At 48.3% G+C, this 23,477-nt stretch carries 17 protein-coding genes, 1 pseudogene and 1 CRISPR repeat array; of the genes and pseudogenes, 2 read left to right on the top strand and 16 right to left on the bottom strand.

What is annotated here, in order from left to right; all coding sequences use genetic code 11:
* Nucleotides 1–52 precede the first annotated feature (52 nt).
* From K3T82_RS47025 to K3T82_RS47015, 3 genes are all read right to left on the bottom strand, one after another.
* On the bottom strand, nucleotides 53–454 hold the full coding sequence (locus tag K3T82_RS47025) for a hypothetical protein (RefSeq protein ID WP_220200360.1): 402 nt from the start codon (nucleotides 452–454) through the stop codon (nucleotides 53–55).
* On the bottom strand, nucleotides 435–1,214 hold the full coding sequence (locus K3T82_RS47020; protein ID WP_220200359.1) for a hypothetical protein: 780 nt from the start codon (nucleotides 1,212–1,214) through the stop codon (nucleotides 435–437). The genes K3T82_RS47025 and K3T82_RS47020 overlap by 20 nt, the downstream gene beginning before the upstream one ends.
* Before the next feature lie 375 nt (nucleotides 1,215–1,589).
* Nucleotides 1,590–2,414: a site-specific integrase gene (locus K3T82_RS47015; protein ID WP_220200358.1), complete on the bottom strand. Its 825-nt coding sequence runs from the start codon at nucleotides 2,412–2,414 to the stop codon at nucleotides 1,590–1,592.
* A 1,300-nt stretch (nucleotides 2,415–3,714) separates the two neighbouring features.
* Here K3T82_RS47015 and K3T82_RS47010 point away from each other — a divergent pair.
* Together K3T82_RS47010 and K3T82_RS47005 are read left to right on the top strand one after the other, a co-directional pair.
* Nucleotides 3,715–4,332 carry a hypothetical protein gene (locus tag K3T82_RS47010; RefSeq protein ID WP_220200357.1) on the top strand — a complete coding sequence of 206 codons (618 nt, stop codon included), beginning with the start codon at nucleotides 3,715–3,717 and terminating at the stop codon, nucleotides 4,330–4,332.
* A 462-nt stretch (nucleotides 4,333–4,794) separates the two neighbouring features.
* Entirely contained in the window at nucleotides 4,795–5,598 is an 804-nt protein-coding gene (locus K3T82_RS47005) for a hypothetical protein (protein ID WP_220200356.1), read from the top strand.
* Between the two features lie 97 nt (nucleotides 5,599–5,695).
* Here the strand turns inward: K3T82_RS47005 and K3T82_RS49575 are convergent, their stop codons facing one another.
* The 13 genes and pseudogenes from K3T82_RS49575 to K3T82_RS46945 all read right to left on the bottom strand — a co-directional run bounded on the left by K3T82_RS49575 (nucleotide 5,696) and on the right by K3T82_RS46945 (nucleotide 23,370).
* Nucleotides 5,696–5,830 carry a hypothetical protein gene (locus K3T82_RS49575; protein ID WP_268886754.1) on the bottom strand — a complete coding sequence of 45 codons (135 nt, stop codon included), beginning with the start codon at nucleotides 5,828–5,830 and terminating at the stop codon, nucleotides 5,696–5,698.
* A gap of 36 nt (nucleotides 5,831–5,866) precedes the next feature.
* A CRISPR array of direct repeats spans nucleotides 5,867–6,144; the repeat unit is 23 nt; unit sequence AGTGTCTGTAGCTACAGACACTT.
* Nucleotides 6,145–6,316: 172 nt separating this feature from the next.
* Nucleotides 6,317–6,967 (bottom strand): annotated as a pseudogene (locus K3T82_RS50830) (ParB/RepB/Spo0J family partition protein); the annotation flags it as partial.
* Nucleotides 6,954–7,877 carry a ParA family protein gene (locus K3T82_RS46995; protein WP_220200355.1) on the bottom strand — a complete coding sequence of 308 codons (924 nt, stop codon included), beginning with the start codon at nucleotides 7,875–7,877 and terminating at the stop codon, nucleotides 6,954–6,956. The gene K3T82_RS46995 and the pseudogene K3T82_RS50830, both read right to left, overlap by 14 nt.
* Before the next feature lie 132 nt (nucleotides 7,878–8,009).
* On the bottom strand, nucleotides 8,010–8,882 hold the full coding sequence (locus tag K3T82_RS46990) for a hypothetical protein (protein WP_220200354.1): 873 nt from the start codon (nucleotides 8,880–8,882) through the stop codon (nucleotides 8,010–8,012).
* An 85-nt stretch (nucleotides 8,883–8,967) separates the two neighbouring features.
* Entirely contained in the window at nucleotides 8,968–9,834 is an 867-nt protein-coding gene (gene dinD, locus K3T82_RS46985) for a DNA damage-inducible protein D (protein ID WP_220200353.1), read from the bottom strand.
* 613 nt (nucleotides 9,835–10,447) lie between these two features.
* Complete coding sequence (locus K3T82_RS46980; RefSeq protein ID WP_220200352.1) at nucleotides 10,448–11,962, bottom strand: nucleotide-binding protein; 1,515 nt, start codon at nucleotides 11,960–11,962, stop codon at nucleotides 10,448–10,450.
* Between the two features lie 193 nt (nucleotides 11,963–12,155).
* Nucleotides 12,156–13,367 carry an MFS transporter gene (locus K3T82_RS46975; RefSeq protein ID WP_220200351.1) on the bottom strand — a complete coding sequence of 404 codons (1,212 nt, stop codon included), beginning with the start codon at nucleotides 13,365–13,367 and terminating at the stop codon, nucleotides 12,156–12,158.
* 88 nt (nucleotides 13,368–13,455) lie between these two features.
* Nucleotides 13,456–15,810: a HEAT repeat domain-containing protein gene (locus tag K3T82_RS46970; protein WP_220200350.1), complete on the bottom strand. Its 2,355-nt coding sequence runs from the start codon at nucleotides 15,808–15,810 to the stop codon at nucleotides 13,456–13,458.
* Nucleotides 15,811–15,939: 129 nt separating this feature from the next.
* The gene (gene dnaB / locus K3T82_RS46965; protein WP_220200349.1) at nucleotides 15,940–17,343 is read right to left on the bottom strand and encodes a replicative DNA helicase; all 1,404 of its coding nucleotides are present in this window, start codon (nucleotides 17,341–17,343) and stop codon (nucleotides 15,940–15,942) included.
* A 1-nt stretch (nucleotide 17,344) separates the two neighbouring features.
* Complete coding sequence (locus tag K3T82_RS46960) at nucleotides 17,345–19,195, bottom strand: hypothetical protein (RefSeq protein WP_220200348.1); 1,851 nt, start codon at nucleotides 19,193–19,195, stop codon at nucleotides 17,345–17,347.
* A 634-nt stretch (nucleotides 19,196–19,829) separates the two neighbouring features.
* Nucleotides 19,830–21,626, bottom strand: coding sequence for a hypothetical protein (locus tag K3T82_RS46955; protein ID WP_220200347.1), 1,797 nt, complete (start codon nucleotides 21,624–21,626; stop codon nucleotides 19,830–19,832).
* A 19-nt stretch (nucleotides 21,627–21,645) separates the two neighbouring features.
* A complete protein-coding gene (locus K3T82_RS46950) occupies nucleotides 21,646–22,023 on the bottom strand; it encodes a hypothetical protein (RefSeq protein ID WP_220200346.1) in 378 nt (125 codons plus the stop codon).
* Nucleotides 22,024–22,035: 12 nt separating this feature from the next.
* Nucleotides 22,036–23,370: a helix-turn-helix domain-containing protein gene (locus K3T82_RS46945; protein ID WP_220200345.1), complete on the bottom strand. Its 1,335-nt coding sequence runs from the start codon at nucleotides 23,368–23,370 to the stop codon at nucleotides 22,036–22,038.
* Nucleotides 23,371–23,477: the final 107 nt, after the last annotated feature.

The raw sequence follows: 23,477 nt of genomic DNA, 5'->3' as shown, positions 1-23,477 counted from the left end.
TTTCTCTATAAAAATGGCCCTGTCTGGCTGCATTGCAGATCTGACAGGGCCTCTACCAGGAAAGGTGCGGAACATCATGTTCCAGACAGAGGTAGTAACAATTGTTGCACACCCTCTCTCCCGTGGAGAGCATCGTCGCGTACCCCTCCATCAGCACCTCATCACAGCCACACGTACATGCGCAGCGCGGAAGTTGTGCAAGATCAATTGGAGGCAAGGGGCTCACGTTTCCAGTCTCTGGATGAACGCTGTACAGCAGTACAAACCCTCGCCCTGTCTGCCTCTGGGTACGTAACTCTTGCTCTCCTTTGTCTCTAAGGTGCCTCAAAAAATGAGCATAATATCGCCCTGGAGCCGTAGCCGTCAAAGCAGGGTGTTTGTGCGCGAAGCGAAACATTCTCCACAAGAGATGTAGACGAAACATGGTCAGGCGTTCAGATACGCTCATTGACATGGCTTCCCTCCTTTTCCTCATCCAGATGCTGATGTGGACACTCTTGACACGCTTCAAAGCCCTCACGCTGGTGGAACAGCTGGTAAAAATCGCACTGCCCACGGCCATCTATTGCTTCAGAGGCCCAGCGGCTATTAACCAACCATTTCCCTCGAATAACCACTATCTTGCCTGCGTTGGCCGCAGTCGAGGCGCGGTTCATGGAAATGTGATGCCGCTCCGCAAACTCACGGAGAAGGATCAAGCCAGCAGGAAGGCGTTTCCCCCGTGACTTCTTCTTGGAGCGCTTTTTCCCCTCGGCCGTCATCCGGTGAGCTGGAGCGTTTCCCTGGTCAGAAGAAGTTGGATATTCAGGCAATGGTTGCGAACGCTCGTGTGATGGGGAAACCATTTGCTCACGTGGTCGCTCTAGATCTTGCACGCGTACCTGCAACAGACGCACCTCTCGCTCCAGCTCATCAAGGCGTCGGCCTTGCTCACGCAGTTGTTCACGCAACAGCGCTACGTCGCTCGTTGGTATCGTCCCTGTTTCGTTTTCCGTTGCCGACGGAGACGGGAACGCCTCACCAGATGACGGAAGCGACAGATCATATACACGCACCAGGTGATCTACTTGCTCCTGAGTCAAGTATCGAATGCGAGTATCCGCTCGTGACTGTTGCGCCTCAATGTGCTCACGTGCCAACCACTTATGGAACGTCTTGGCATTCACATGAAAGAGCTGACAGCATTGGGTGATTGTATATGTTGGCCGCTGCACGCCCGGTTCTCCCTTCCGTTCGCTAAAGACAGCATTCTCTCTCTATCTTCCAGTATTTACCTTCATATCCCCAGAGATACAGGTATCTATCATGATAGACGAAGAAATAGGAAGAAATACAAAGATATAGTGGGATTTCTTCCTATTTCTTCACGACTCTCCTAGACTGACTCCTTGTAACTTCTTCTACTCTTACGATTCTTCTGCGGAATTCCGTGGATTTCTAGGTATTTCCCGGTAGCGCGTCACCCAAAATACCGTTATAATCCTATCATGCATGGACCTTTAAGAGGCGATTCTACGGGGTTAGACTGTCTGAGGAGGATGTAGCATGCACAAACCCCCAATGAGGCTCTTAACGCGATTATGAGCCATTTAGCGGATATAATGCCCAAAGATGATGTCGATACGGTTGTGACCGAGGCGACGACTCACTTCGAGCGCCGCAACTGGATCCAGATCAGGGGATTGTAAACGGCCTGCCAGAGGAGGAAGTGGGCGTCCTGAAAGCAATTCATAGAGGTCCTGCGCAAACTGACGACGGTAGCTGTGAATATCGAGCAGGCTGGAGAGACGTGGAAAGACATGTTCCTCTGCGATTTTCCCCTCGATGGCTGCTCGTACAGCCCCTTCTCGGCCAGGAAATACGGGAACCGCTCGCACCTTCCCGCCTTTGCCTTTGCTGACGCGCACCACAAGTTGCCCATCGCTTGGGCGGATAGAGACATCCTGCACCCGGAGATCGCGTAGCTCCTCACGTCGCAATCCGCAGGCCAGGCAAAAGGTGATGATGTGTTGCCAGTTGGCGAGGTTGATCCGCTGGTCGCGTTTGGCAGGCAGTCGCGAGCGCTTAATATTCTCACGCCGGCGTTTGGGTAAGTCAACGCTATCAGTGAGGCTACGGTCCTGGAAGAACATGCGGAACGCGCTCCGCTCAGTGGTCAGGGTCCAGGCGCTCTTCTTTTGCCCTATGCGTTCCAATAAGTAGAGAGAGACCAATTCGTCAGCCTGTATATCAATCTTCGCCAGGTCACGCAGCTGATGCTGGTCACGTGTCCAGTTCAGAAAGCGCATGACGATGTGCTGGTAGTTGTTGCGTGTCTCGAAGGAATGGATCCGTTGATCGGTAAAGGCAAAGAGAGACTCTCCGCGTGCTCGCGCTGCGGCTTTGGCCTCTGATCGTTTGGTTCCTGGTGCCATGAGGGCATCAAAGCGTTGAATTGCTGCGTATTTGGCTCCTGGTCGTTTCCCCGTTGCCGTCTCCTTCCGCTTGACACCTATGCTTAAAAGGCCAGTATCGAGTTGAGAATTTTCCGAAGCTAGTACGTTATCCAGAGCAATGTTTGACGCTCCTCGATCTCTTCATTATCTCTTTCCCTGTTTATTCGGACCTGCAAACGAGGTCTGGTTCAACAGGAAACACTCCATGGGAGTGGGACATTGGTAGAGGTTCACCGTGTTCGACTGCTCCCACGCGATTGTCGTTCGCTTGTGGCTATACGACACAGAGAAACAGTGGTGAACACCACACCTGAGCATACCTACAAGGGAAGACTACAAAGGGGGAAACTACGAGGCGGCGCTTCGTTATCCTGCCGAGGGACTCTCACCATCGGCAGGCCCGCATCACGAGGCCAAAGAGAAGATGTGCTGTGCCATCTCATAAAAGGCTGAGACAAACCCGCGTCACCAGGTGCGACGCCAACCGGCCCTTTGGTGGATACCAGACCAGCCTGATGAGGAAGGCCAACTCCCATCTCTGCTCTGCTGGGGTCAGAGCGGGCAGATGTCACCCATTCGTTTGTGGTGAAGCATTTATGCGCTTTTCTTACAATGCACCCCAGGTCCCTGACCATCTTCCCAACACACAGCCACCTGGCGAATTGAACCAGGGCATTTCCAGGATACGATCACTGGCTCCGCAGCCTCACGGAGTAACATGTCTAGCAGCCAGCACATGGACAGCCTGCAATAGCTATAGCCTGCATGCACTCTCCCGGCTCAAGCATACACTACCGCACGTTACGACGGGTTCCGACTTGACGCACATCATCGTCTGCCCAAGAGCTTTGCTCCGGCAAGTACGATGGCGCACAGAATCGTTCTGCTTTTGCTTCTCAGAGCAAACTTTTAATGTGTCTGTTATACCATGATATTCCAAATCGTGTCAACACCCCCGAAGAGGCCGCCACGCTCGGCCTGGAGCCAGGTCTTCTTGCACGTGGAGAGAACACATATCTTTTAAGAACACTTGTTTGATTGACACATGTATTCTCATACGTATACTGTATAGAGTGTAGAGCTCTTAGTGCCCTCTTGTATAGATGTTCCCCTGAATCTACTGTAATATGTGATGTACCACCGTTATGGACGACATGGCCCCCATGCGTGGAAACACTGGCGGCAACGGAAATTCACCTCTCGCTCCCTCACTGTTGTTCCCAGTGTGGCGATCGCGCACCTCCAGGTGCCACCTACTGTAGAAAGGATTATCTTGATCGTGGTCACATCTCCAGACGACTTCGAGCAAAATGAACCCATCCAGCTCCAACGAGATACGACACGCGCACTGCAACCAGCTCCAGATAACAGCCCATTGGCAAATCAGGCGCGAATCCAGGCAGTCGACGACATTCAGGAAGTGCAGGCCCTTATTGCGAAGGAAGGATCTGTCACTATTTTGGATGCCGAGCTTGAGGAGCGTGCATTAGCACTCGCCAAACTCGCTGTCAAAAGTAGTTATCCACCTGAGAATCCACCTAATCCCACTGAGTATAAGCAGATGGTAAAGCGCTGGGTAGCAGCCTATATGGAGCAATTCGTTGAGGAGCGGCAAGCTATTTCTAAAGATCTCAAAAGCTTGCCTGATGCCAAAGCAGTTGCCCTGGCCCAGAAAGCGCGTGAAGACAAAGTGAAATACCATTTCCCTTCATCCAGCCGTGGTCCTTTCCACCAACGCGATCTGGCTGTTGTCTCAGCGCTTCACGAATTGGGACTGTGCCAGAATCTGGAGGAATATCTGGAAAAGATTCACGATTATGTGGACATTTATGAGGAAGCCTTCCGTAATCCACAAAAGGAGGTCACCTGGCCGGATCCACGCTCCTTTCGCGCCTAACCCTAGGGCCGAGCAACCCATCGATACGACCCAGAAGGGGGGGACACCTCCACAACCCAAGCCGATCCACCCATCAAAGCAACGCCAAAAGCAGATGATTATGTTGGTGAGTGGGGTAGGAATCGGTATCGTTCTTCTGGGAATCATCTTGGCAGTGCTACGGTTCTCAGGAGTCCTATAGGAAAGAGAGTGTCTGTAGCTACAGACACTCTCTTTCCTTCTGATGATCTGGGGCTACAGGCGCTTGAGGTAAGCGCCTGTAGCTTCAGACGCTTTGGGTTGTGAGCAGATTATCCAAGGTTATAGAGAAATACATTTACAAATCACACTATTTTAGGGGAAACAAAATCACGTGCTAAAAGCTACTTCTTCAAGCGTTGTAAAAGAGAGAATTTCTCCAAAGCTCAATCAATTTGGCTCTGTTCTACAATGTATTCTCCCCTACTCTGAGGAGGTAGCTTTATGGCTCAGGGACAGTCCGACCAAAGAGAATCTAACCAGAAGAGTAAAGATAAATGGTATCGTGATCCAGTGTGGCAATTTATCGGGGTTATCGTGAGTGTTATAGGAATACTTGTACCTGTTTTGCTCGCAAATCCTGGTTGGTTCACTTATCTTGTTTCACTTGCTAAACCAACATCGCTTTCTCCGACTTCAACACCAACAACTTCAGTCATTGGAAACGACCCCTACGCTCCCAATACAACCTTAAAAATGTATGACCAATTCAAAAATGCTTCAGCTTGGGAGGATTACAAACCAAAGGACTTATATACAGGTCAATGCGCTTCGGAAAAGGGCGAATATCATGTTACCGTACCAAAAGCACCTTTTTTTCATCTCTGCTATGCTCAAACTGCTCCTTATAAAGATCTTGATTATGAAATTGAATTGAAAATTGTACAAGGAGACTGTGGCGCATTAGTTTTACGAGCTAATAAGATTCTTGAAAAATTTTATTTTTTTCGCATATGCCAAAACGGCTCTTTTCAATTTTTACGATATGATAAAAAAGGGGAGCTGGGGTATGCTCACAAATCAGAACCGTCAGATAAGATACATATTGGCCTTGGGAAAACCAATCTCATAGCCATTAGTGCTCGAGACAAAATGTTTACTCTCTACATAAACAAACAACAAGTCGGCAAAGTTGAAGATGATACCTACAGCAATGGGCAAATTGGTATTGCTGCTGATTGTGATGATGATCAATCGACAACAGATGTAATCTTTAGCAACCTAAAAGTTTGGACTCCAAACGGATGAATTGCAAAGCGGCTCATGCCTAAATGCCTGTAACCATAGACACTTTTCCACTTCAAATAATCCGAGAGGAGCCCTATTGCCTTTACGGTAAAGAGAGTTAAATTTCCAAATCAGACGACAATTGATCAAGAGCGCCGCGCCACTCATCCAGGCGTTGCTTCACGAGCATTCGCTGCCCTGCTGTCATCGTCTCACAATCATCGCGTAGACGCTGAATAATCCGCTGTAGCACGGTTGTATCCCGATCCAACGACTTTGATAGAACCAAAGTGTCTGTAGCTACAGACACTTTTCGCCCTGTGAGAGATGTTGGTACTGAGAGAGGACGCCCTGGAGTGTCTGTAGCTACAGACACTTCTTCCTCCAAAGGCTTATTGCGTGGTAATATTTGTTCCGAACTGTCTGTAGCTACAGACAGTTTTTCTTCGATATCTGTCTGTTGAGAGTCTTTTGGCCCCAAAGTGTCTGTAGCTACAGACACTTTGCCATGAGGGGGCAAGTCAAACGAGGTCGGAGGCTCTAAACTGTCTGTAGCTACAGACAGTTCCTCTTCCAAGGGCAAGGACGAGAGGTGCTCAATATCTTTGCGAATCTCGCGCACATCCTCAATGCGCAAATGTCCTTTGCGCACCCCATCTAACACTGGCTTACGCTCCTCTGGCTCTAACATCTTCGAAAGAGCATCTAACTCTCGCAAGATACGAGGCGAAATATCTGGCTGATCAGTCGCGAGTTGCTGCACATCGAGGGACACACGAGCCAAGAGGAGCCGATCCTCAATATAGCTCTTGTCCTTCCCAATGCGTTGGGCAAGACGCCGGATAGAGTAGCGGGGTTTTCCATCAGTGCTCTGGATGGCGAGAAGTTTGACATACGCCTGGCCTTCTTCTAGGTTGGTAAGATTCTCGCGCTGGATGTTTTCGAGGAGACCAAGCTCAATCAGGTCATCGTCTGAATACTCGCTAATGACACATGGGATAGCTTCCAACTGCGCCATCTGCGCTGCGCGCCAGCGGCGTTCTCCCCAGACCAGCTCATAGGTGTTTGCCTCAGTGGGATGAGGGCGCACCGGCAATCCTCCACCAACCCACCCATGCTCTGTCATTCCATCTGCCAACTCTTGAAGTTTCTCTTCATCAAAAATCAGGCGGGCCTGAAAGGGATTGGGACGAATGCGACGCGGAGGAATTGTGCGCTCCCACTTCGGGCGATCCTCAGAGGCAGTCTGATCATCGCCATAATACTCCTGTTGTTGAGGAAGACTCTTGTGTTCCTCAACAACAGGAGCTTGAGAAGGAAGAGATGATTGCTCAGCAGGCTGCTGCTGCTTCTTCTTCTGTTGAGTAATTCGGCGGTTAAATGACGACATCTATTTCCTCCCAGGTCACCTCGGTCCCATTCTCACCGGCCTGCTCCTCAATTGAGGATGCAGCTTGCAGCAAACTATCCGCAAATCGAGCGGGAACCTGCAATCCCGACACACTCCGCAGGCTTGTGCCTGCTAATACTTCCTCGGCGAGCGCGGCATAGGCAGCCGTTCCTTTACTGTCCTTGTTATACAGATCAATTGGCAAGCCGAAATACTGCGCCTCGGGGAACTGGATCGTGCGCTCGATGCGCGTGGAAAAGATGCTCATATGTTGACCAAGCTGTTCCTGCGCGACCTCGGCCAGATTGCGGTGAATGGCAGTGCGGGAATCCATCATGGTGATTAACCCACCGGAGAGCTTGAGATCATGATGCATAAAGAGTCCACGCTTTCTCAACCCCTGCAAATACTCTAGTGTTTCGCCAGCGCTCGCAATTCCTAACGGTTCGAGCTGGATTGTGATGATGCCATCATCACATGCCATGAAAATATTATTGGTCCACGCATTGAGAGCCGGAGGGCAATCAATAATAATGAGGTCATATCGTCCCTTGAGCGGGGTCAACAACTGCTGCAAAAGATACTCGCTGCGCTCCACACTTGCCAGGTCGCTCACAATTTTATGCAAGCCAGAACTCGAAGGGATAAAATCGAGACCCGAAGGAAGATGATAAATACCGACCTTTGTTTCGTATTGCTCAATAAGCTGCTTGAGAGCAGAATAAATGTTGGGGCGACCTTGCCGCGGGAAAAGGCCGTTGAGATGGCTCCATGATGCCTGGCCATCACCATCCACGCCCAATACTCGATACCCTGCTGCCACAAATGCTGATGCGAGATTTTGGGCGGTCGTTGTCTTTCCGGTTCCACCTTTTCCACTGCCAACAAACATCGTTCGCGCGTCACTCATACCAGTCTCCTTTCCTTGCGCTCGCAACCTTCCTCACTAAGTATATCGGTTCGCGTCCTCTTTGCAAAGTGTCTGTAGCTACAGACACTTTGCAAAGAGGACGCCTATAACCCAAAACTGCCAATGATTCAGCTAGACAAACCGAATCTCTTGGAGGCGGAGAGCACATTCAATTACGAAAGAATAACAGAAAAGAAAATCCTGGTGATATTGTGCTTTTCCATTTCCAAGCGTCTCATATTTACCACTCATATAAAGAACCGCAGTAGGCGTGAGCGATTTAAACCGCATATATCGTCGATAATCGATTCCCAAACTGAGAAGTCTGACCTGCTCATGAAGGGTGCTTATCTCCTTTTCGATCTCTCTTGCAAACCGAGAAAGCTCTTTAGGTGCCTCGTGCTCAATCCTAGGAGAGGTACGTCTGGAAACTCCGCGAAGATGAATGCTGTTCTGTCTCATAGCATTCCATTCAAAGCCATGAAAAAGTATTAGAAAGGCAATACTTATTTCCTTTATGGCAGCTTTGAGATCACTACTACTGTTCAATTTTTCTGCTTTTAGCAGAAGGTCTCGGACATCTTCATCTTGTACAAGCATCGCCATCGCAATTTCGTCAAAGGCGATTCCAAATACCTTTGGTGTATTCTCTTGGAAGAAATCTGTAACACTTGAGTGAAAACTCTCTATATCCGGGCCAGGTATCTGGATGCCATAGTGTTTCCAACCTACTCTGGCCTTATTGAGACGAGTCATGCTTGCCCTTTGTCCAAAATCTTTATTTGGGAGTACTGGATTGATCACATCCCAATATGTTACAAATTTTTGATCTTCCTTTCCCACATTAAGGTGTTCTGCGGCAAGCGCAAGAAAGAGTTCGACGGCATCATGAAATGTGAGGACTGCTAACATATTAAGCGGCTCTGGCTTACTGACCTGCTCCACGGCTTGCGTGTACATATATTGAATCATGGCCAGCCTTCGCATCTCTGCTTCTTCGAGCATTTGTCTTTCAACCTTCCTATAAGCACAATCTCTCTTTTATCTGGTCATAATTTCCAAAAGTGTCTGTAGCTACAGACACTTCCGCCTACCCATTTCCCTCGAAATCATCAAAAAGCGTCCCCTGGCCCTGCTCTGGCTCCTGAGCCTTCAGTCTGCGCTTCTTGCTGGCACGACGTCGTTCTTCAATCATTTTGCGGATTGATGCTGCTGGGGGAAGATCTTCTGGGTAGGGCTGCCCTACTGCCTCAATAGCTTTCCGCACCTGATCACCAACAAAGTAGTGCGCCTGCGAGGCATCATCCAGGCCAGTAATTCCCTCTCCTCGAATCTTGCCTTCAGTAAGGTTATTTTTGAAGTCAATCGCGCTCAGTTCCGCACGCCCAATGTTATCTAGATAGTCCTCATCGTCGGGAATATCCTTACGCTCCTTCAGTTCCTCTAATGTATGACGATGCAGACCAAGGTAACCTGCATCAATAAAAATGCCAAAGTTTTCCGTATTGACTCCCGCTTGCTGCGCTGCTTGCCCCAATAATTTGTAGCTCTCAATGACCTTTAAGCGCATCTCCAGGCGTTCCTCTTGCTGACGCCGCAGCTCATGGATCTCATTCGCTCGCGTAGAGATAGCAAAGTACACCTGCGCCGTCGCTATCTCAGGTTTACGGGGGTCTCCATTCTGCGCAATAAGGTAGCAGGCAAATCGACTAAGCGCATAATCTTTTACATCTTGTGTCGCGCCCTTACCAAACTGTATCTGTTTCCCGGCGCTGGGAAAGTGATCCTCTACACGATTCCCTGACTTCTCACATGCTGTCATAGCACGTTTAATAGCGCCTTCAAACCGTTCCCACTTGGCATAACCCAAGAGAGGAGCAAGGTCTCGGGCGCTCCAGTGCTCCATACCATACACATTTTCTTGCTTGATCTTGTCAAAGTCTGGTGACTGTCCCATTGTTTTTCCTCCAGCGTCTAGCGAGAACGTTCCCAACTAGGCACATACCTGCCATTGATGGCCCTACCCATTTAACTCACAACCTACAAAACAATGTTCTCAATGCTCCTCTTGAGACCAGTCTGGAAATTCAGTTGTCTCTGTGCCAGATTCCTTGAACACTATCCACTTTTCTCTTGCCAGAAAGTGTCTGTAGCTACAGACACTTTCTGGCAAGAGAAGCGCTACCTTCGATGTTTCTTTTGCCCTTGCGCGCTGCGCACTCGCCAATCCCAATAGGCACAAAACGGACAGGGATCATCACGCACACCCGTCTTCTCAAAGAGGCGGCCGCAACGGGTGCATTGCTCCGTCGCACAAGCTCGCAGATCTGCCTCGCACAATACACAAATATTGTAATTCAGGGATGAATGCAAAGTCCTCACGCAACTGCCGGCGCTGCACTTTCTTGCGACGCACGAGCAATTCATTAGCTCATGCGCGAGGAGTCCAGCCAGTTTGTCGAAGTTCTTCTAAGGTCTCCTCTTCGGTATTTGCCATATCCTTGATAATCTCAATCATGTCATCGACAATTGGGAAGTTGTCCATTTGCATACGAATGCTCTTTTCTTTGCTAAGGCCTACTTCCAATTGCATTGAAATTCAAGGCTTCTAAACGTCTTGTCTTGCCCCACAAGTTCTCCCAATCTTCCGTTGCTTTTTTCACCCGTCTACTTAGAGACGGAATGTCTTGAATATCTAAAGAAACTAGCAGTTGTTCCGCATATTTACGGCGCTCTGCTTTGTACAGATAATCAGGTAATCGATGCATATAGAAGGTGCTCCAAGGAGGCCATGCAGGAAGAAACGCATCAGGTAATTGATACTGTTCATCTAACTGAAATGCTCCTCGCAAATAAAGTAAATAATCTGAAGCCATGAAGCTTTCAAATGATAGAGCATTTTTTAGCTTGCCTTCTCTATATCGCTTCATGAGCAGATCTGAATGAGGCGATACATTCTGTAGCTTTAACCGATGAGCACGACGCCGTAATAACCTGATAGGTTGAGAGAACACAGTAAAGTTCACATGCTCAGGTTGGCCAAAATGCGCGATGCGTACATAAAAATCTTCTTCAAAAAGATCTGCCATGAGTTCCCATCGCTCCTCTTGGATAAGGAATGCAAAAAAAGCAACGAATACCTCATGACCTAAAAATTTTGCAAAATCATGATCTCCTTCATTTACTGCTGACGGATTCGAAGAAGGAGGATAGGTGTACAAGGCTAGAATATTCTCAAAACCCTTATACAAAGCCATTGCCGCTTTCTGAGAAGTCTCAACAATAGCAATGATTTGTGCTAGCTTAAGAAACTCTAAAACAAGTGAAGTAGAGTTCCCGATAGATTGAATTAGCCGTTCGTCCTGTGGCACTGTAGAAGCGACGCGAAGTTGGGGAGCTAATACTACAATCTGTTTGGCAAAATCTTTCATGTATTGCCGACACAGCCATTCCTGAGTGGAATGCCCCTCTGTAATTGCTAAACATATTTGTTCAACAAGGGGTTTTGATTCAAGAATTTTGCTAGACGTTGTTACACTTAACTCCCGAAGAATGGTCCGTATAGACTCGGTCAAGATTCCTTCTAAACGCTTTCGTTCGGAGGCTCGTTCATTGGCCTTATCTGGCATCAAATAGCGAAGTACTCGACGCATCCGTAAGTCGAATGGTAATAACTCCGGCTCACCATAAGCCGCGTTTAACACCATAATGACGCGATGAGGCCCAAGTTTCTTCAAAGCGTAACCTAATTCAATCAGTACATTAGGATTAGGAGTTGGACGGTCTTGCCGCTCATTAAAAGACTTTGTGTTAATGATAGAAACATCACAGACAAAAACATCTGCCTGCTCAATTTTGTCGAAGATCGTTTGCGAGATATCGGGAGAACCAGGAATACCAAGAGTATCACGCTCTAATCTCGGAGCAGTTATGATAGAATCATCGTTTTGTATCGTCTTGACAGCCCTTTTCAAGGCTTCTTCAATAAACCCCCGATTCGTTGCATTGGGAAGATCAGATTGCCAGGAATAAAAAACAATGCTATGGCCAGTTCCCATAAAACCTTCCTTGTTATTCACTTCCATTTACCTCTTTATGAAGAAGCTATAACCACTGTTGCATGATGGCCAACCAAATCAATGATCTCATTCATAATTCCCAGACGCCCACAATACATAACTGTACCAAAGACATATGGCGACAAAACACTTTGGACCGTGATTCTTCAGCTCTTGCCCTAGAGTGTCTGTAGCTACAGACACTCTCCTTGTCTATACTTCATGCTTCGACTGGCTTCACACGCTTGAGCCATTTTGACGCCGTGCTACGCGAACACCCAACCTGATCGACAATCTCTGTCACTGTCAGATTGTTGTTTCCTCGATACATGGTTTCAATGAGTTCGCCATAATAGCGCATATCTTGTTCGCCCCTTTCGGGCTTCTCAAGCGCGCTCATAGCCTCTGTATCACGCTCCTGACTACGCTGCTGTTCGCCCTCTTGTGATATGGACTGTCTACGGTTGTGTGCATTCTGAGAGGTACGTGCTGGCACAGCAAGCGTCTGAGGTGTTGCACCTGGTAACATGATCGTAGCAACTGTTCGCTCTATCGTCTCACGTACCAGTTCGACCGTGACTTGAGAGAACTGTTGCATCGCTTTGTCGTTCATGGTATGCAATGCGGCCAAGTTCTGCGCGTTCATCTCCTGCATCGCCTGAATGACCTGGGTAAGTTCGCTTGTCTGAACACGCTGCTCGGTTTGTGATGCACTGCTCACCTGTTCCTGACGCTCTTCATGTTGAACTTGCACATCGCCTTGTTGTTGCTGACGATTCGATGCGGCGATCTGCATACGCCAACGTTCCATCGTCCTGTCTATCGCCATCAGAATTAGCAGAAAGGTGGCAAGTGCTGCACGCTCATAGACAAAATTTGTTGAGTTGATGCCCAATATGCCCATCGCCTGCGCAATCGTCCCTGGCACGTCACGATGTTGGGTAAACACCGCACCAATGACTATTGAAACATAGGCCAGGAACGCCAGGAAGGCAATGTTGAACATCACCAGTATCCACTTTCCGACGGGATGCCCAACCATACGCGCCAGATCAGGCACACGCCCAATCACCAGCAGGATCTGGAAATCAACACCCAGGCCCATGATAAGGAGCCAGATATAGAAGAGAAAAGGGACATGACCCAGCACCTCGCCATTGCTCAAGACATCCATGAACCCCAGGACCGAGGCAACTGCGAGGAAATATCCCAGAATCAGATTGATGATTTTATCGGCCCGGTGCGTCCACTCGATAGCCCGCTCGTAGAAGCTCTCTGGTTCGGTCCTCGTGGCGTCAAATATATCCAGTGGCGTTTCCTTGTGCCTATTTTTTTTCTGAATTTCTTTCCGTTTCCACCAACCTCGTTGAGAGATGGAAACGGAAGAAGCCTGTTGCTCCTGCTGTGACGGTTGTTCTATCGTTTGTTGCATATACTATGAGTCCTTCCACCCGCCAGGCCATCTAGCCTGGATTGTGTCTACTCTAATAACAATTTTCCGTTATGGATACAGTCATTGCTTACTTGATGAATGTGGCTATGGCACCTTGCGCCATCTGGCTAAGCAGCGCATAGAGAACCCCCCCCGCCGCACTGGAAGTTAACAGTGCCCCGATAAAAGCTTTAGGAGGAAAAAGAGGAGCATATTCCTGCAACTTTTTTGCCATTTCAACATATTTTCCGCCCGTATACTCCTCTAGGATTCTGGTATGGAGGAGATATTGTCCAATCGCATATGGAAGCTCGCTCCACACACATGTTGCAATCACCACACTCGCAATCAGCCATTTTAGATCGATCGGAAGCAACCACATCTTGATCTCAATAAGTAGAAAGGCAACGAGCAAGATCGTATTGAGAAGCGCGTCATATTTATAGACCATACGTAATCCACTGACATCACTTGCAACGTCAATATATTGTTGATCAACTGTTTCTTGTGAGACCTTTGGGGCTTGTGCCTTCCTCTTGCCCTTCTGCTTCGGTTTCGTTAATGCTGGCACATATCTAGGAATAGTTTTGAATAAAGGATCTGCCATACGCCGAAACCCAATAATGAGAAAATACAACTGGACACAGGAGGCAAGCAGCAGAACGATTTGAAGGCACAGAACAAGGATTTGCACAGTTGTCAGACGGAGTATCAGACCAAGAACGGTGCCAAGAACAAGTCCAACGGGAACAGAGATGTAGAGAATCACTTCATTCCGAGTCATCTTCTCAAGCGCTTTGACATCAACTTCAAGAGACGTATACGAGACTGCGCGCCTGATACGCTTAAGTGTATTCTGCTTATACCACTCCATAGAATGGCCACTTACCTCGACCAAGAGCACCAAAGCTGCTGCGTAGACAAGCCAACTCCCAAAAGCCCTCGCCCCAAGCATCCAGAAAGCAAATCCTAAGAAGACGACGAGATAGGTCGTACTCTCTATCAGCAAGGACACGATACGCCTACTTCGATGCACAAACAACGACACACATGTGGGAGTAAAGCACACAACTATTGTCAACAAGAGCATCTGGCAGACGAACAAAAAGCCGTTCCACATACTCGCAGCAGGCTGCGCAGACCCGGACGGTGTCATCCTTACAATGATGGTTGCAACGACAGCAATCAGCACGAGAAACACCAGAAATGCAAACATGACTCCTCCCCACCCCCTCACAACAGAGGATTTTCCTTGTGGGGGAGAAGATATATCTGGTGGAAGAGATGGCTTCTCAGAGAAATAAATTGGGGATCTAACAGGAGCTTGTGGAGAATATTCAAGCTGCGAATATGCTTGTTCTTCTTGCATGAAACGAGGAGGAGGAGATGGCGCGGAAAGCACAGGTCTCCGAGAATAGCTTTCGATCTCCGCGAGACCTCGTGGATCGTTTAATTTTCGCAATGCCTCCTGAATTGCTTCAGACAAAGGATCCTCTCTGAATGCTTGTATCATCGGTTTCACTGCGACCGAACCAAATCTGATCGCTCGATCCCAATCTTGTTGGGCAATTGCCAACGCCACAGCTTGCTCCTCATTTGCTGGTTGCCAATCTAATCGTATCAGCGCTACTGCTGCCTGCTCTCGAACCAAACTATCATCATCTCGCAATGCATCTATTAATGGCTCCACCGCACGAACATTTCCAAGTTGACCTAGAGACGTTGCAGCCGCCTTCCGAACCATCCAATCCATATCTCTTAGTGACTGAAGTAGTGGGTCGATGACACGATCATCCTTTATCGACCCTAAGGTTGTGATAATATCCCTGGAATCCATCCTAAATTTATAACCATTGAGGGCTGCTAATAATGGCTCTACTGCGACTGAACCGAAGCTGATCACGCGATCCCAATCCTGTTGGGCAATTGCCAATAAGACTGCTTGTTCCTCATTTGCTGGTTGCCAATCCAACTTTGTCAGTGCTATCGCCGCTTGTTCTCGAATTCCACTTGAAAAATCTTCGAGGGCTACGCATAACGGCTCTACTGCAGCCAAACCGAAACTCACTGCTTGATCCCAATCTTGCTGGGCAACCGCCAAGAAGGCAGCTTGTTCCTCATTTGCTGGTTGCCAATCCAGCTGCGTCAACGCTATTGCCGCTTGCCTGCGTACCCGATTATTTATATCTCTCAGTGTGTCTTCAAGCGGCTCCACCGCTCGAATGTCACCGAGCAGACCAAGCGCTTTCGCTGCTGTCTCCTGGACGCCACTATTCATATCACTCAATGCTTCAATAAGTGGTCCTACCGCGCGGGTATCCTTCAACTGCCCCAAAACATTTGCAGATTGTTGTTGACGAACCGGATTATCGCTTTTCAGCATCTCAATAAGTGGCTCCACATCTCGAATAATTTCCTTTTTCCGGCCCTCGTTGTGCTGCATTGATCATGAATCCTTTCAGTTATCAATCCAAAGAGTCTGGAACAGGCAACGCTAGAACAACAGTGTCTGGTAGTGGATTTTTCATTCTCCATTACGCGGAAACGAACCCTCTATTCCTCATAACCCTCTTTACTCATCGTTGCCGTCCTCCTCAAACGTTTCCTGAGCTTCCATAACCAACGCCTCAATATCCTGGTCGATCTCCTCTAGGTCACGGAAACGTGTCGTCTGGGCCTCAAAGCGTAGTACCACCTGCCCAGTTGGCCCATTGCGGTGTTTGGCAATGATGAGATCCGCGAAGCCCTTACGTTCCGTTTCCGGATTATACACTTCATCACGGTAAATGAAGATGACCAGATCCGCATTCTGCTCCAGGCCGCCAGATTCTCGTAGGTCAGAGAGTTGCGGCACTTTCGATTGGCGCGACTCAACCGCTCGCGAGAGCTGCGCCAAGGCCAGAATCGGAATGTTCAATTCGCGCGCCAGAATCTTGAGCTCACGGCTAATCTCGTCGATCACCTGCACTCGGTTTTCTTGTTTCTGGTGCTGCGAGGGTTGCATCAGCTGGAGGTAATCAATGATCACCAGATCAATACCTTCCTCCAATACCCAGCGCCGCACCCGGCTACGTAGCTGCATAGGTGAAAGCGAGGACGAACCATCAATGCGAATTTGGGCCTGAGAAAGCGTCTCTGAAGCTTTGACCATCTCCTCCCACTCTGCATCCTCAATGAATCCTGCTCCAACACGCTGGAGGTTGATACCTGTCGCGATGGAGATGAGCCGATCCCCAAGCTGCTCCTGGCTCATCTCCAGGCTGAAGATACCAATACGCTGCCCATACTGCACCGCTGCCTGATAGGCCAGGCTGAGCGCACAGCTTGTTTTACCTACGGCGGGTCTGGCAGCCAGAATAATGAGATCAGACTTGCGAAAGCCTCCTGTCAAGCGATCCAGATCCTGAAATCCAGAGGGCACACCCATCAATTGGGCACCCCGACTCATCAACTGTTCCTGCCTCGCCATATAAGACGCCAGTAACTCGGAAATTGAAAGATCACTTGCCACCTGAATCGCACGCTGGCTGATCTCAAAGATGCGCTGCTCCGCCTGATCCACGACATCGGTCGCATCTTCCTCGGCCTCATATGCCATCCCTGCAATATCCCCTGCCGCATGAATTAATCGACGCAGAATTGCGGTACGCTCCACGATACGAGCATAATACACAACATTGGCACTGGTAGGCACACCACTAATGAGGGAGGTCAAATAGTCCTCGCCGCCAACTTCCTCCAGGCGTTGTCGACGTTGGAGTGCATCACTGATAGTTACCAGATCTGCTTGCTCCCGTCGGTTATAAAGATCCAGCATCGCTTCGTAGATAAGCCGATGCGCGTCACGATAGAAATCTTCTGCACGAAGAAAGTCGGCAATACCAACCAATGCCTCAGGGTCGATAATGATGCTTCCAAGCACAGCTGTTTCAGCAACGACATTATGCGGCAGCAGGCGTTCATGCTGTTTTGCCATCTCACTTCTCTTTCTGATACTTGCTAAACAACTGCATGCCGCTTGTCATGGTAGTGCTGTTGGCCAACCACTCTTCTTCAGAGTACAAGAGTACCTGACGGATCTTCTGGAAATCATCTGTCCCCACAAAAACGGCATATGATCCGTCGCGCAGCAACAGTCTCCTGACGTGAGGAATGAATAGCATACGCTGGTCAGCACTTATCGTTCGGCGCAATCGTTCGGCTGTTTGAAGATCCATTCCACCACCAGATTGCACCGGAACACGTATGGTTACCGATGGCGGTCGCGGTCCAGTACGCACATGTGAAGGCGGTGCGGATGACGTCTGGAGAGACGAAGGCTGGGTACCTGGAGCTGGCACAACTGGTTGCGAATGGGAAAGAGCTTCTTGCACCTGAGCATAGGTGTAGGCACTGTAGTGAGTAATAAGTTGTTGTGCTTCGTCTGAAAGTTCTTGATGAAACGTTTTGCAACGAGCTAGGAAAAAGCCAGCGAGATTCTTAATCGTCCCATCATGTTGGTGAGCCAATGTAACGAGGTAGGCTCCTAAGATAGCTTGGGTATCCTGATTAACATCCTGAAAAACTTTTCGGTAGATATTTCGCTTGGTGGGCTTCTCCCCAAATGCCTGACAGAAGAAATGGCTTCCGATGCTAACGTTTAACGTAATTTTATTAAAAAACGTTATTACGTTAACGTTAGCAAGATCTCCATTGACAAAAGAAGCTTCTAAGTCGCCTTTTGGCGAGAGAGAGTCGCCTTTTTCAAGAGAAAGTTGCCTTTTGTGTGCGTCAGAGTCACCTTTTTGCTCGACAACATCAGTGTTAAAGTCGTCTTTTGGGGAAGAAAGTTGCCTTTTTCGTATAGGCACCATAGGAAGCCCCTCATTCAAAGAGTCGCCTTTTTTGTGGGAAAGGCGACTCTCTTTCTCGATAAGAGGTGTCTGTGAAGAGAGAGAGTCGTCTTTTTGGGAGAGGAAAGGCGACTCTCTCTTTTGAGGGGAAGGCAATGTGTCTTTACGATTTTCAGAAAAGTCGCCTTTTTGAGAAGAAAGTTGCCTTTCCAGTCGAGCACAGCGCATGTGCAGCGCATCCTCCATGCGCGCCAAAAGGCGACTTTTTGTCTTAGAGTCTACTATTGGTTCTGTACTAAGCACCTGGTCGAAGTCTTCGAGGATCAAGTCCAGGACCTGGCTGGTAAGTGGAGCAGTATCGACGGTAGCGCTCGCTGGTACCAGGACCAGTGGCTCGCTTGAGACAGAGGACGACCGCACAGCATAAAAGTCGCCTTTTTTGGAGGCACGCAGCTTGAGATATCGGCGTTTAACCTGGCGCGCAAATAGCGCGACCTTATGTCGGTATTCACCCAGATGATCCAGCGCGTCTGGATCGGGGAGCTGAGAGGCCGAGAGCGGAAAGTGGAGCACGATTTGTCGGCGCGCCCGTTGTTTATGCACTAGTTTGAGTTGGCTGAGCGTCACAATATATTTTTCGAGCGTGTCATAGCCAAAATCCATGAGACGAGCCAGCGCGCGCAGGCTTTGCGCGCTGATCACAGCCACGTCGGCGACCGTGGAGATACCGAGCTGGGGAAGGACGAGTTGTTTGACCTGTGCATGGCGTAAGAGCTTGGCGAGGAACTGGACCCCATGCTCACCTGGAAAGAGATCCTGGAAGATCTGGAGGGTGCGCGGGTCGACTCGCTCAAAAGTGTCTGTAGCTACAGACAGTGTGACGATGCCAGGTGGATCGACGGATGCATCTCCCGTCGCTGGCGATGGCATAGCAGTATGGGCGTCTGAGGGAGGATGACTACGTGAATCATTGCCCTCAAATAGGAGGTCTGCCATAGTACAAGTACTCGCTTTCTACGAACGAAATATCAGTTTTCCGGCGGTATCCCGGAGTGTTTCCATTGTCAGGATGTGAAAGCAAGTACTATGTAGTCTCTTCTAGCGCTGCTCATGTTCGATCTATACAGTTGAAATTACCAACCGTTGGTAATTTGCACCTAGCATATTGCGAGATGAGTATGCTATTATAGAGACGTAGATATTTGCTTTCATGCGTTGAGAGCAACAAAAGCCTGTGACTGGTGTTTGGAGAGCTTGGTGGGCCGCCCTATTTTTCCAGTCCTGGTCCAATCGAATACCAAATCCGATGGATGAGAGTGACCAGCGTTGGCGCGCTGGTTTTTCTCATTTTTGGCGATTGTATCGCTTGTTTGTTACTACGTCATCACGACGCCTCTTTCCTTCGCTCGCCGCAAGAAACACCGTTCCCTCCGGCTGAGCCAATTGTAAACGATCTTTTCTGGCTTGTCACCCTATGTCGAATTAAATTTGGTAAAAAAAGGATTTTTTTGCTTTCTTTTAATATCACCTATATAGGTCATGCAATGGCTCTAGAAGCCGTTCTATGAAATTCATAATGAAAAATAACGCCACAAGATAGCGCCAGAAATGCCACAAGATAGCGCCAGGATTATACATCAGAATGGGGACGTTTCTCCTTCTTTGCTGGAGAAATTTTTTGTCTCCTCTGATCTTCGAGCTCTTTGATGAGTGGAGAAGCTTCTACCTGCAAATGATATGACTGCCACTGTTGGACCCACTTTTTGCTTGGCAATGCATGAATATCTTCTTGATAGCACCAGGATCCGATGAGCTGATCCTGGACAAGGCGATCCAGAGCTTGTTCAAAGCGATGTCTACCACGGTCGGGGTTTTTCGCATCAATCAAAAAGCCAAGCTCCAAGAGCATATCCTGTATGAGACATAATATTATTTGACTTGTGAAATCTTGGAGGCGCATCATAAAATAGCGTGCTAAGCGTTTTTCCCACTTCTCGCGGAATGGATCGTAGATGAGTGCCTGTTGAAAGAGATAGGCTACCTGCCGATTGGTATTTGTAGAAAGAGTTGGCACACATTTCCCAAGACGAATAAGCCAAGCGATAGCAAGCTCCTCGTTTCTGCCGTCATCAAAAGCAGTTGAGTCAACGAATCGCTTCTCAATGTGAAGTAATTTATCCTGAAGCTGAAGTTGTCGTTTCTTGGGACGTCCACGTTTGCCAGGGGTTCGAGGTTCTGCCGACCACTCTTGAGTTGTCACAAAAAGGTTACTGATACGCTGCATACTCTTGTGAATGCTTTGTAAATCTTCCAAACGATGTGTGCTAGCTCGTTTTGTGCCCTGAGCGTCAATATACTGGCGCGGCTGTATCCCACGATAATTGAGAATATGATCTGATGTAATCCATACCAAGCCTTCGCTATCATGCTCATTCATCCATTGTGCCAAACATGCCAGTAGAACATCCCCATCTATATCAGAGAGCTGATTGACCTGATCCCAGAGCACTTTGGTTAGATCTTCTACTCCTTGAAGAGTATATCCCTCTGGCTTGTATTGGATGAGAGCTGAATCTGATGCTGATTTTATTAGGAATGAAGGAATTTGCTGCTTGGGTGACCAGGGCTGAGCTCCATTGTGCCCATTGCTAAAGGCACTGAGCGCTCCTCGGACCGAGAGTGCCGCTGGAATAATGATAGGCAAGGTCAATCCCTCTTGCGTTTTATGTGGAAAAATGCAAGGCAGATCTTGCAAATGTTTGGTTGCATGTTGTTTATCTAGATGATGCTGCCAGTAGAGTTGTGCTAGCTCGCGTGCAGCGCGCCTCGCCTGTTGCCAAGCTTTGTTTCGATGTAACTTTTCTCTTTCTGAGAGAAGCAGCCCATTGAGTGAATGGGGAAGAGGGATAATTTTACTTTGTATTTCTTCCTGGAGTTTCTTTCCGGTATCTCCTAGGCTCTCCAGATGATAAAGAGATACATCGGCAGTTGCCTTGTTAAAAATTAGGGCTTCGGTTCCAGCAAGCATAGCATTTGGTGCAGCAATCTGTTTAACTGCTTCTTCTGACAAATGTGCAGCAACAGGTATTTGGTGAGTAAGGACTACAGGATACTGTTCTGCATAGGTTAAATCATTTGTCATAACCCATTGGCCGCTTATGGTAAAATCGTACGGCGTATCATGTGCAAACAACATCAATGATGGAGCAAGATGCGAATGGAGCGCAAAAATATCAGCCAAACGAGACCCTCTTGGCTCAACTAATTCCCACCCATGCGCTTTGAGCCAATCAAGTTCTTCAGGTGAGACATTGGTGTGCCAATCCATATTGATCCATCGCCAAAATCCTGTTCCTGGAAACTTTGACACTTGATACAGGTGAGTATCTAGGTCAGAACTAATTGAGAGCTGAATTTCTTGCGTCATCTCATCTTTTCCTCATATATTACATTTCCTGAAACCAGTCTCTCTCGATGGCTTCAAAAATGTTTGCGTCAGTTTCACGCTGCCATTCTGGCAACTCAGTCCAGTCGGCGACATATGAGGCTTTTGGGGACTCAAAATGCTTGTAGATTTGCCCTATCCAGCACAGACAAACGAATCGCCCTTTCTGTTCACGACTGAGCTGCGTGGTTTTCCCAGCCGTTGCGGCCACAAATTGGTGGATCTGCTCATAGACCGCAATAGCGCTTTCCTGTTCCCATTTAGCCATCTCTGCCCAGGGTGCAATGTAGCCAGGTTTCGGTGTCCCTGGGTAGTATTGATTTACTCCAGCTATCCAGGTATTGCGGAAGCGTTGGCCTCCCTGTTCTGTATTGACCATTTTCCCTCTTCCTTAATTGATAAGAGCAATCTGCTGATCCAGTTCTTGGACCAATTGTGAATCTTGATACGGTATGAGTTTTTCCTGTAATGAGTGAAGACCTCTAAGTAACATGCCAGATCCTTTGCCAGCGATCTGAGTAACTTCACTTGCATAAGTACAAGCGCGATCCAACTCTCCAAGTTGTAGTGCTGAAATTGCAAGGTTTGTGAGAACCATCCCTCGCCTACGAGTAGCCTTTGGATGCTGTGTAAGAGCTTCATTAAGAACCGGCATAGCAAGATCTGGCCGCCCCAATTTAACAAAGCATGAGCCCTTCTCTTCCGCTAATCGCGTCCCATCAAAACGTAACCACATGCCATTCATGCCGTTTGGGCTTACTGATTGCACCTCTTCTGCCAGGTCAAGATTTTTCCGACATGCGAAAAGGTTCTTATTTCCCGCTTGAGCTTGAGCCGAAACATTTGCTATCCAGAAGCGCGTTGCTAGTTCGGTATCTCCGTGACGCGCGACCTGTTGAGCACCCTGTAGCAGCTGCAAGGCATCCTGAAAATGTGACTCATAAATGGGTAAAAAGGCATGCCTTACTAGGGCACAAGCCCAGAGGTCATAATGTTTAGCATCTTTCGCTGCATTTGCAGCAAAGACATAACTAGCTTGAGCGGTATCATATTGATTGCAGTCAAAATGGATCTCTCCAATTAGCTGGCTGAGGTCGCTGGCAAGTATGCACAGCTTTTGGTGGTCGGCTTCACAAGGACCCTCATTGAGAAAACTGGTAAGCGTTTTTAACTGACCCAGAGCGCCCTCAAGGAGGACGTTTTTGTTTGGTGCAGCGTTATAAAGACTCCAATAATATTTGTTAATGGCGACTAAGTCATTAATCACCTGAGCATCAAGATGCTGGGGTTTTGCTGTTGCCGTCTGTACCCTATCCCAATCCAAATCAGGCAATGGCAGGACGAGAGTTGTGGCGGCAAAACTTAAAAATTGTAAGAATTCGCGGCGGCGTCTATCCATATCTTCGTTCCCTAAAAAAATTGGAGAGCGCTGTGCAGGGAATGATTTAGTCGCCTGCGTGATTTGAGTATCAGCAACGGAATTGCTAGCTGGCGAGCGTTTTTCTGGTAGAAAACCCAATTCATAGGCTGTAAGGCCAAAGATGGCACAAAGTTTCTCTTGATAAAAAGGACTAGGGACATGCTTACCACTTTCCCACTTTCGCAGGAGTGAGGCATCCGCAAATCCCCCTCTTTGTTGAAGTAGATCTGCCAATTTGTTTTGAGACCATCCACGCTCTCGCCTGAGCTGTCTCAAAAGATCGTTTGGAGTTTTACTGGTATCCATCCCGTACCTCCATCTAGGGATGCTATCTCAACGATCTACAACTCGATTGTACATGGCATCAGTTACGCTTTACAAGCCTTTTCACGGCCTCATAAATTGTTTACCTC

The sequence above is a fragment of the Ktedonospora formicarum genome, assembly GCF_016587355.1.
Lineage (GTDB): Bacteria > Chloroflexota > Ktedonobacteria > Ktedonobacterales > Ktedonobacteraceae > Ktedonobacter > Ktedonobacter formicarum.
This window is presented reverse-complemented; position numbering and strand designations above follow the sequence as displayed.

Excerpts from the sequence above, each read along its gene's own strand:
- K3T82_RS47025 (WP_220200360.1), bottom strand. The coding sequence starts at position 454 with ATGTCAATGAGCGTATCTGAACGCCTGACCATGTTTCGTCTACATCTC.
- K3T82_RS46980 (WP_220200352.1), bottom strand. The coding sequence starts at position 11,962 with ATGGAAGTGAATAACAAGGAAGGTTTTATGGGAACTGGCCATAGCATT.
- dinD (WP_220200353.1), bottom strand. The coding sequence starts at position 9,834 with ATGGGACAGTCACCAGACTTTGACAAGATCAAGCAAGAAAATGTGTAT.
- K3T82_RS46995 (WP_220200355.1), bottom strand. The coding sequence starts at position 7,877 with ATGAGTGACGCGCGAACGATGTTTGTTGGCAGTGGAAAAGGTGGAACC.
- K3T82_RS47015 (WP_220200358.1), bottom strand. The coding sequence starts at position 2,414 with ATGGCACCAGGAACCAAACGATCAGAGGCCAAAGCCGCAGCGCGAGCA.
- K3T82_RS46955 (WP_220200347.1), bottom strand. The coding sequence starts at position 21,626 with ATGACGCAAGAAATTCAGCTCTCAATTAGTTCTGACCTAGATACTCAC.
- K3T82_RS46950 (WP_220200346.1), bottom strand. The coding sequence starts at position 22,023 with ATGGTCAATACAGAACAGGGAGGCCAACGCTTCCGCAATACCTGGATA.
- K3T82_RS46975 (WP_220200351.1), bottom strand. The coding sequence starts at position 13,367 with ATGCAACAAACGATAGAACAACCGTCACAGCAGGAGCAACAGGCTTCT.
- K3T82_RS46970 (WP_220200350.1), bottom strand. The coding sequence starts at position 15,810 with ATGCAGCACAACGAGGGCCGGAAAAAGGAAATTATTCGAGATGTGGAG.
- K3T82_RS47005 (WP_220200356.1), top strand. The coding sequence starts at position 4,795 with ATGGCTCAGGGACAGTCCGACCAAAGAGAATCTAACCAGAAGAGTAAA.
- K3T82_RS46945 (WP_220200345.1), bottom strand. The coding sequence starts at position 23,370 with ATGGATACCAGTAAAACTCCAAACGATCTTTTGAGACAGCTCAGGCGA.
- dnaB (WP_220200349.1), bottom strand. The coding sequence starts at position 17,343 with ATGGCAAAACAGCATGAACGCCTGCTGCCGCATAATGTCGTTGCTGAA.
- K3T82_RS46960 (WP_220200348.1), bottom strand. The coding sequence starts at position 19,195 with ATGGCAGACCTCCTATTTGAGGGCAATGATTCACGTAGTCATCCTCCC.
- K3T82_RS46990 (WP_220200354.1), bottom strand. The coding sequence starts at position 8,882 with ATGCTCGAAGAAGCAGAGATGCGAAGGCTGGCCATGATTCAATATATG.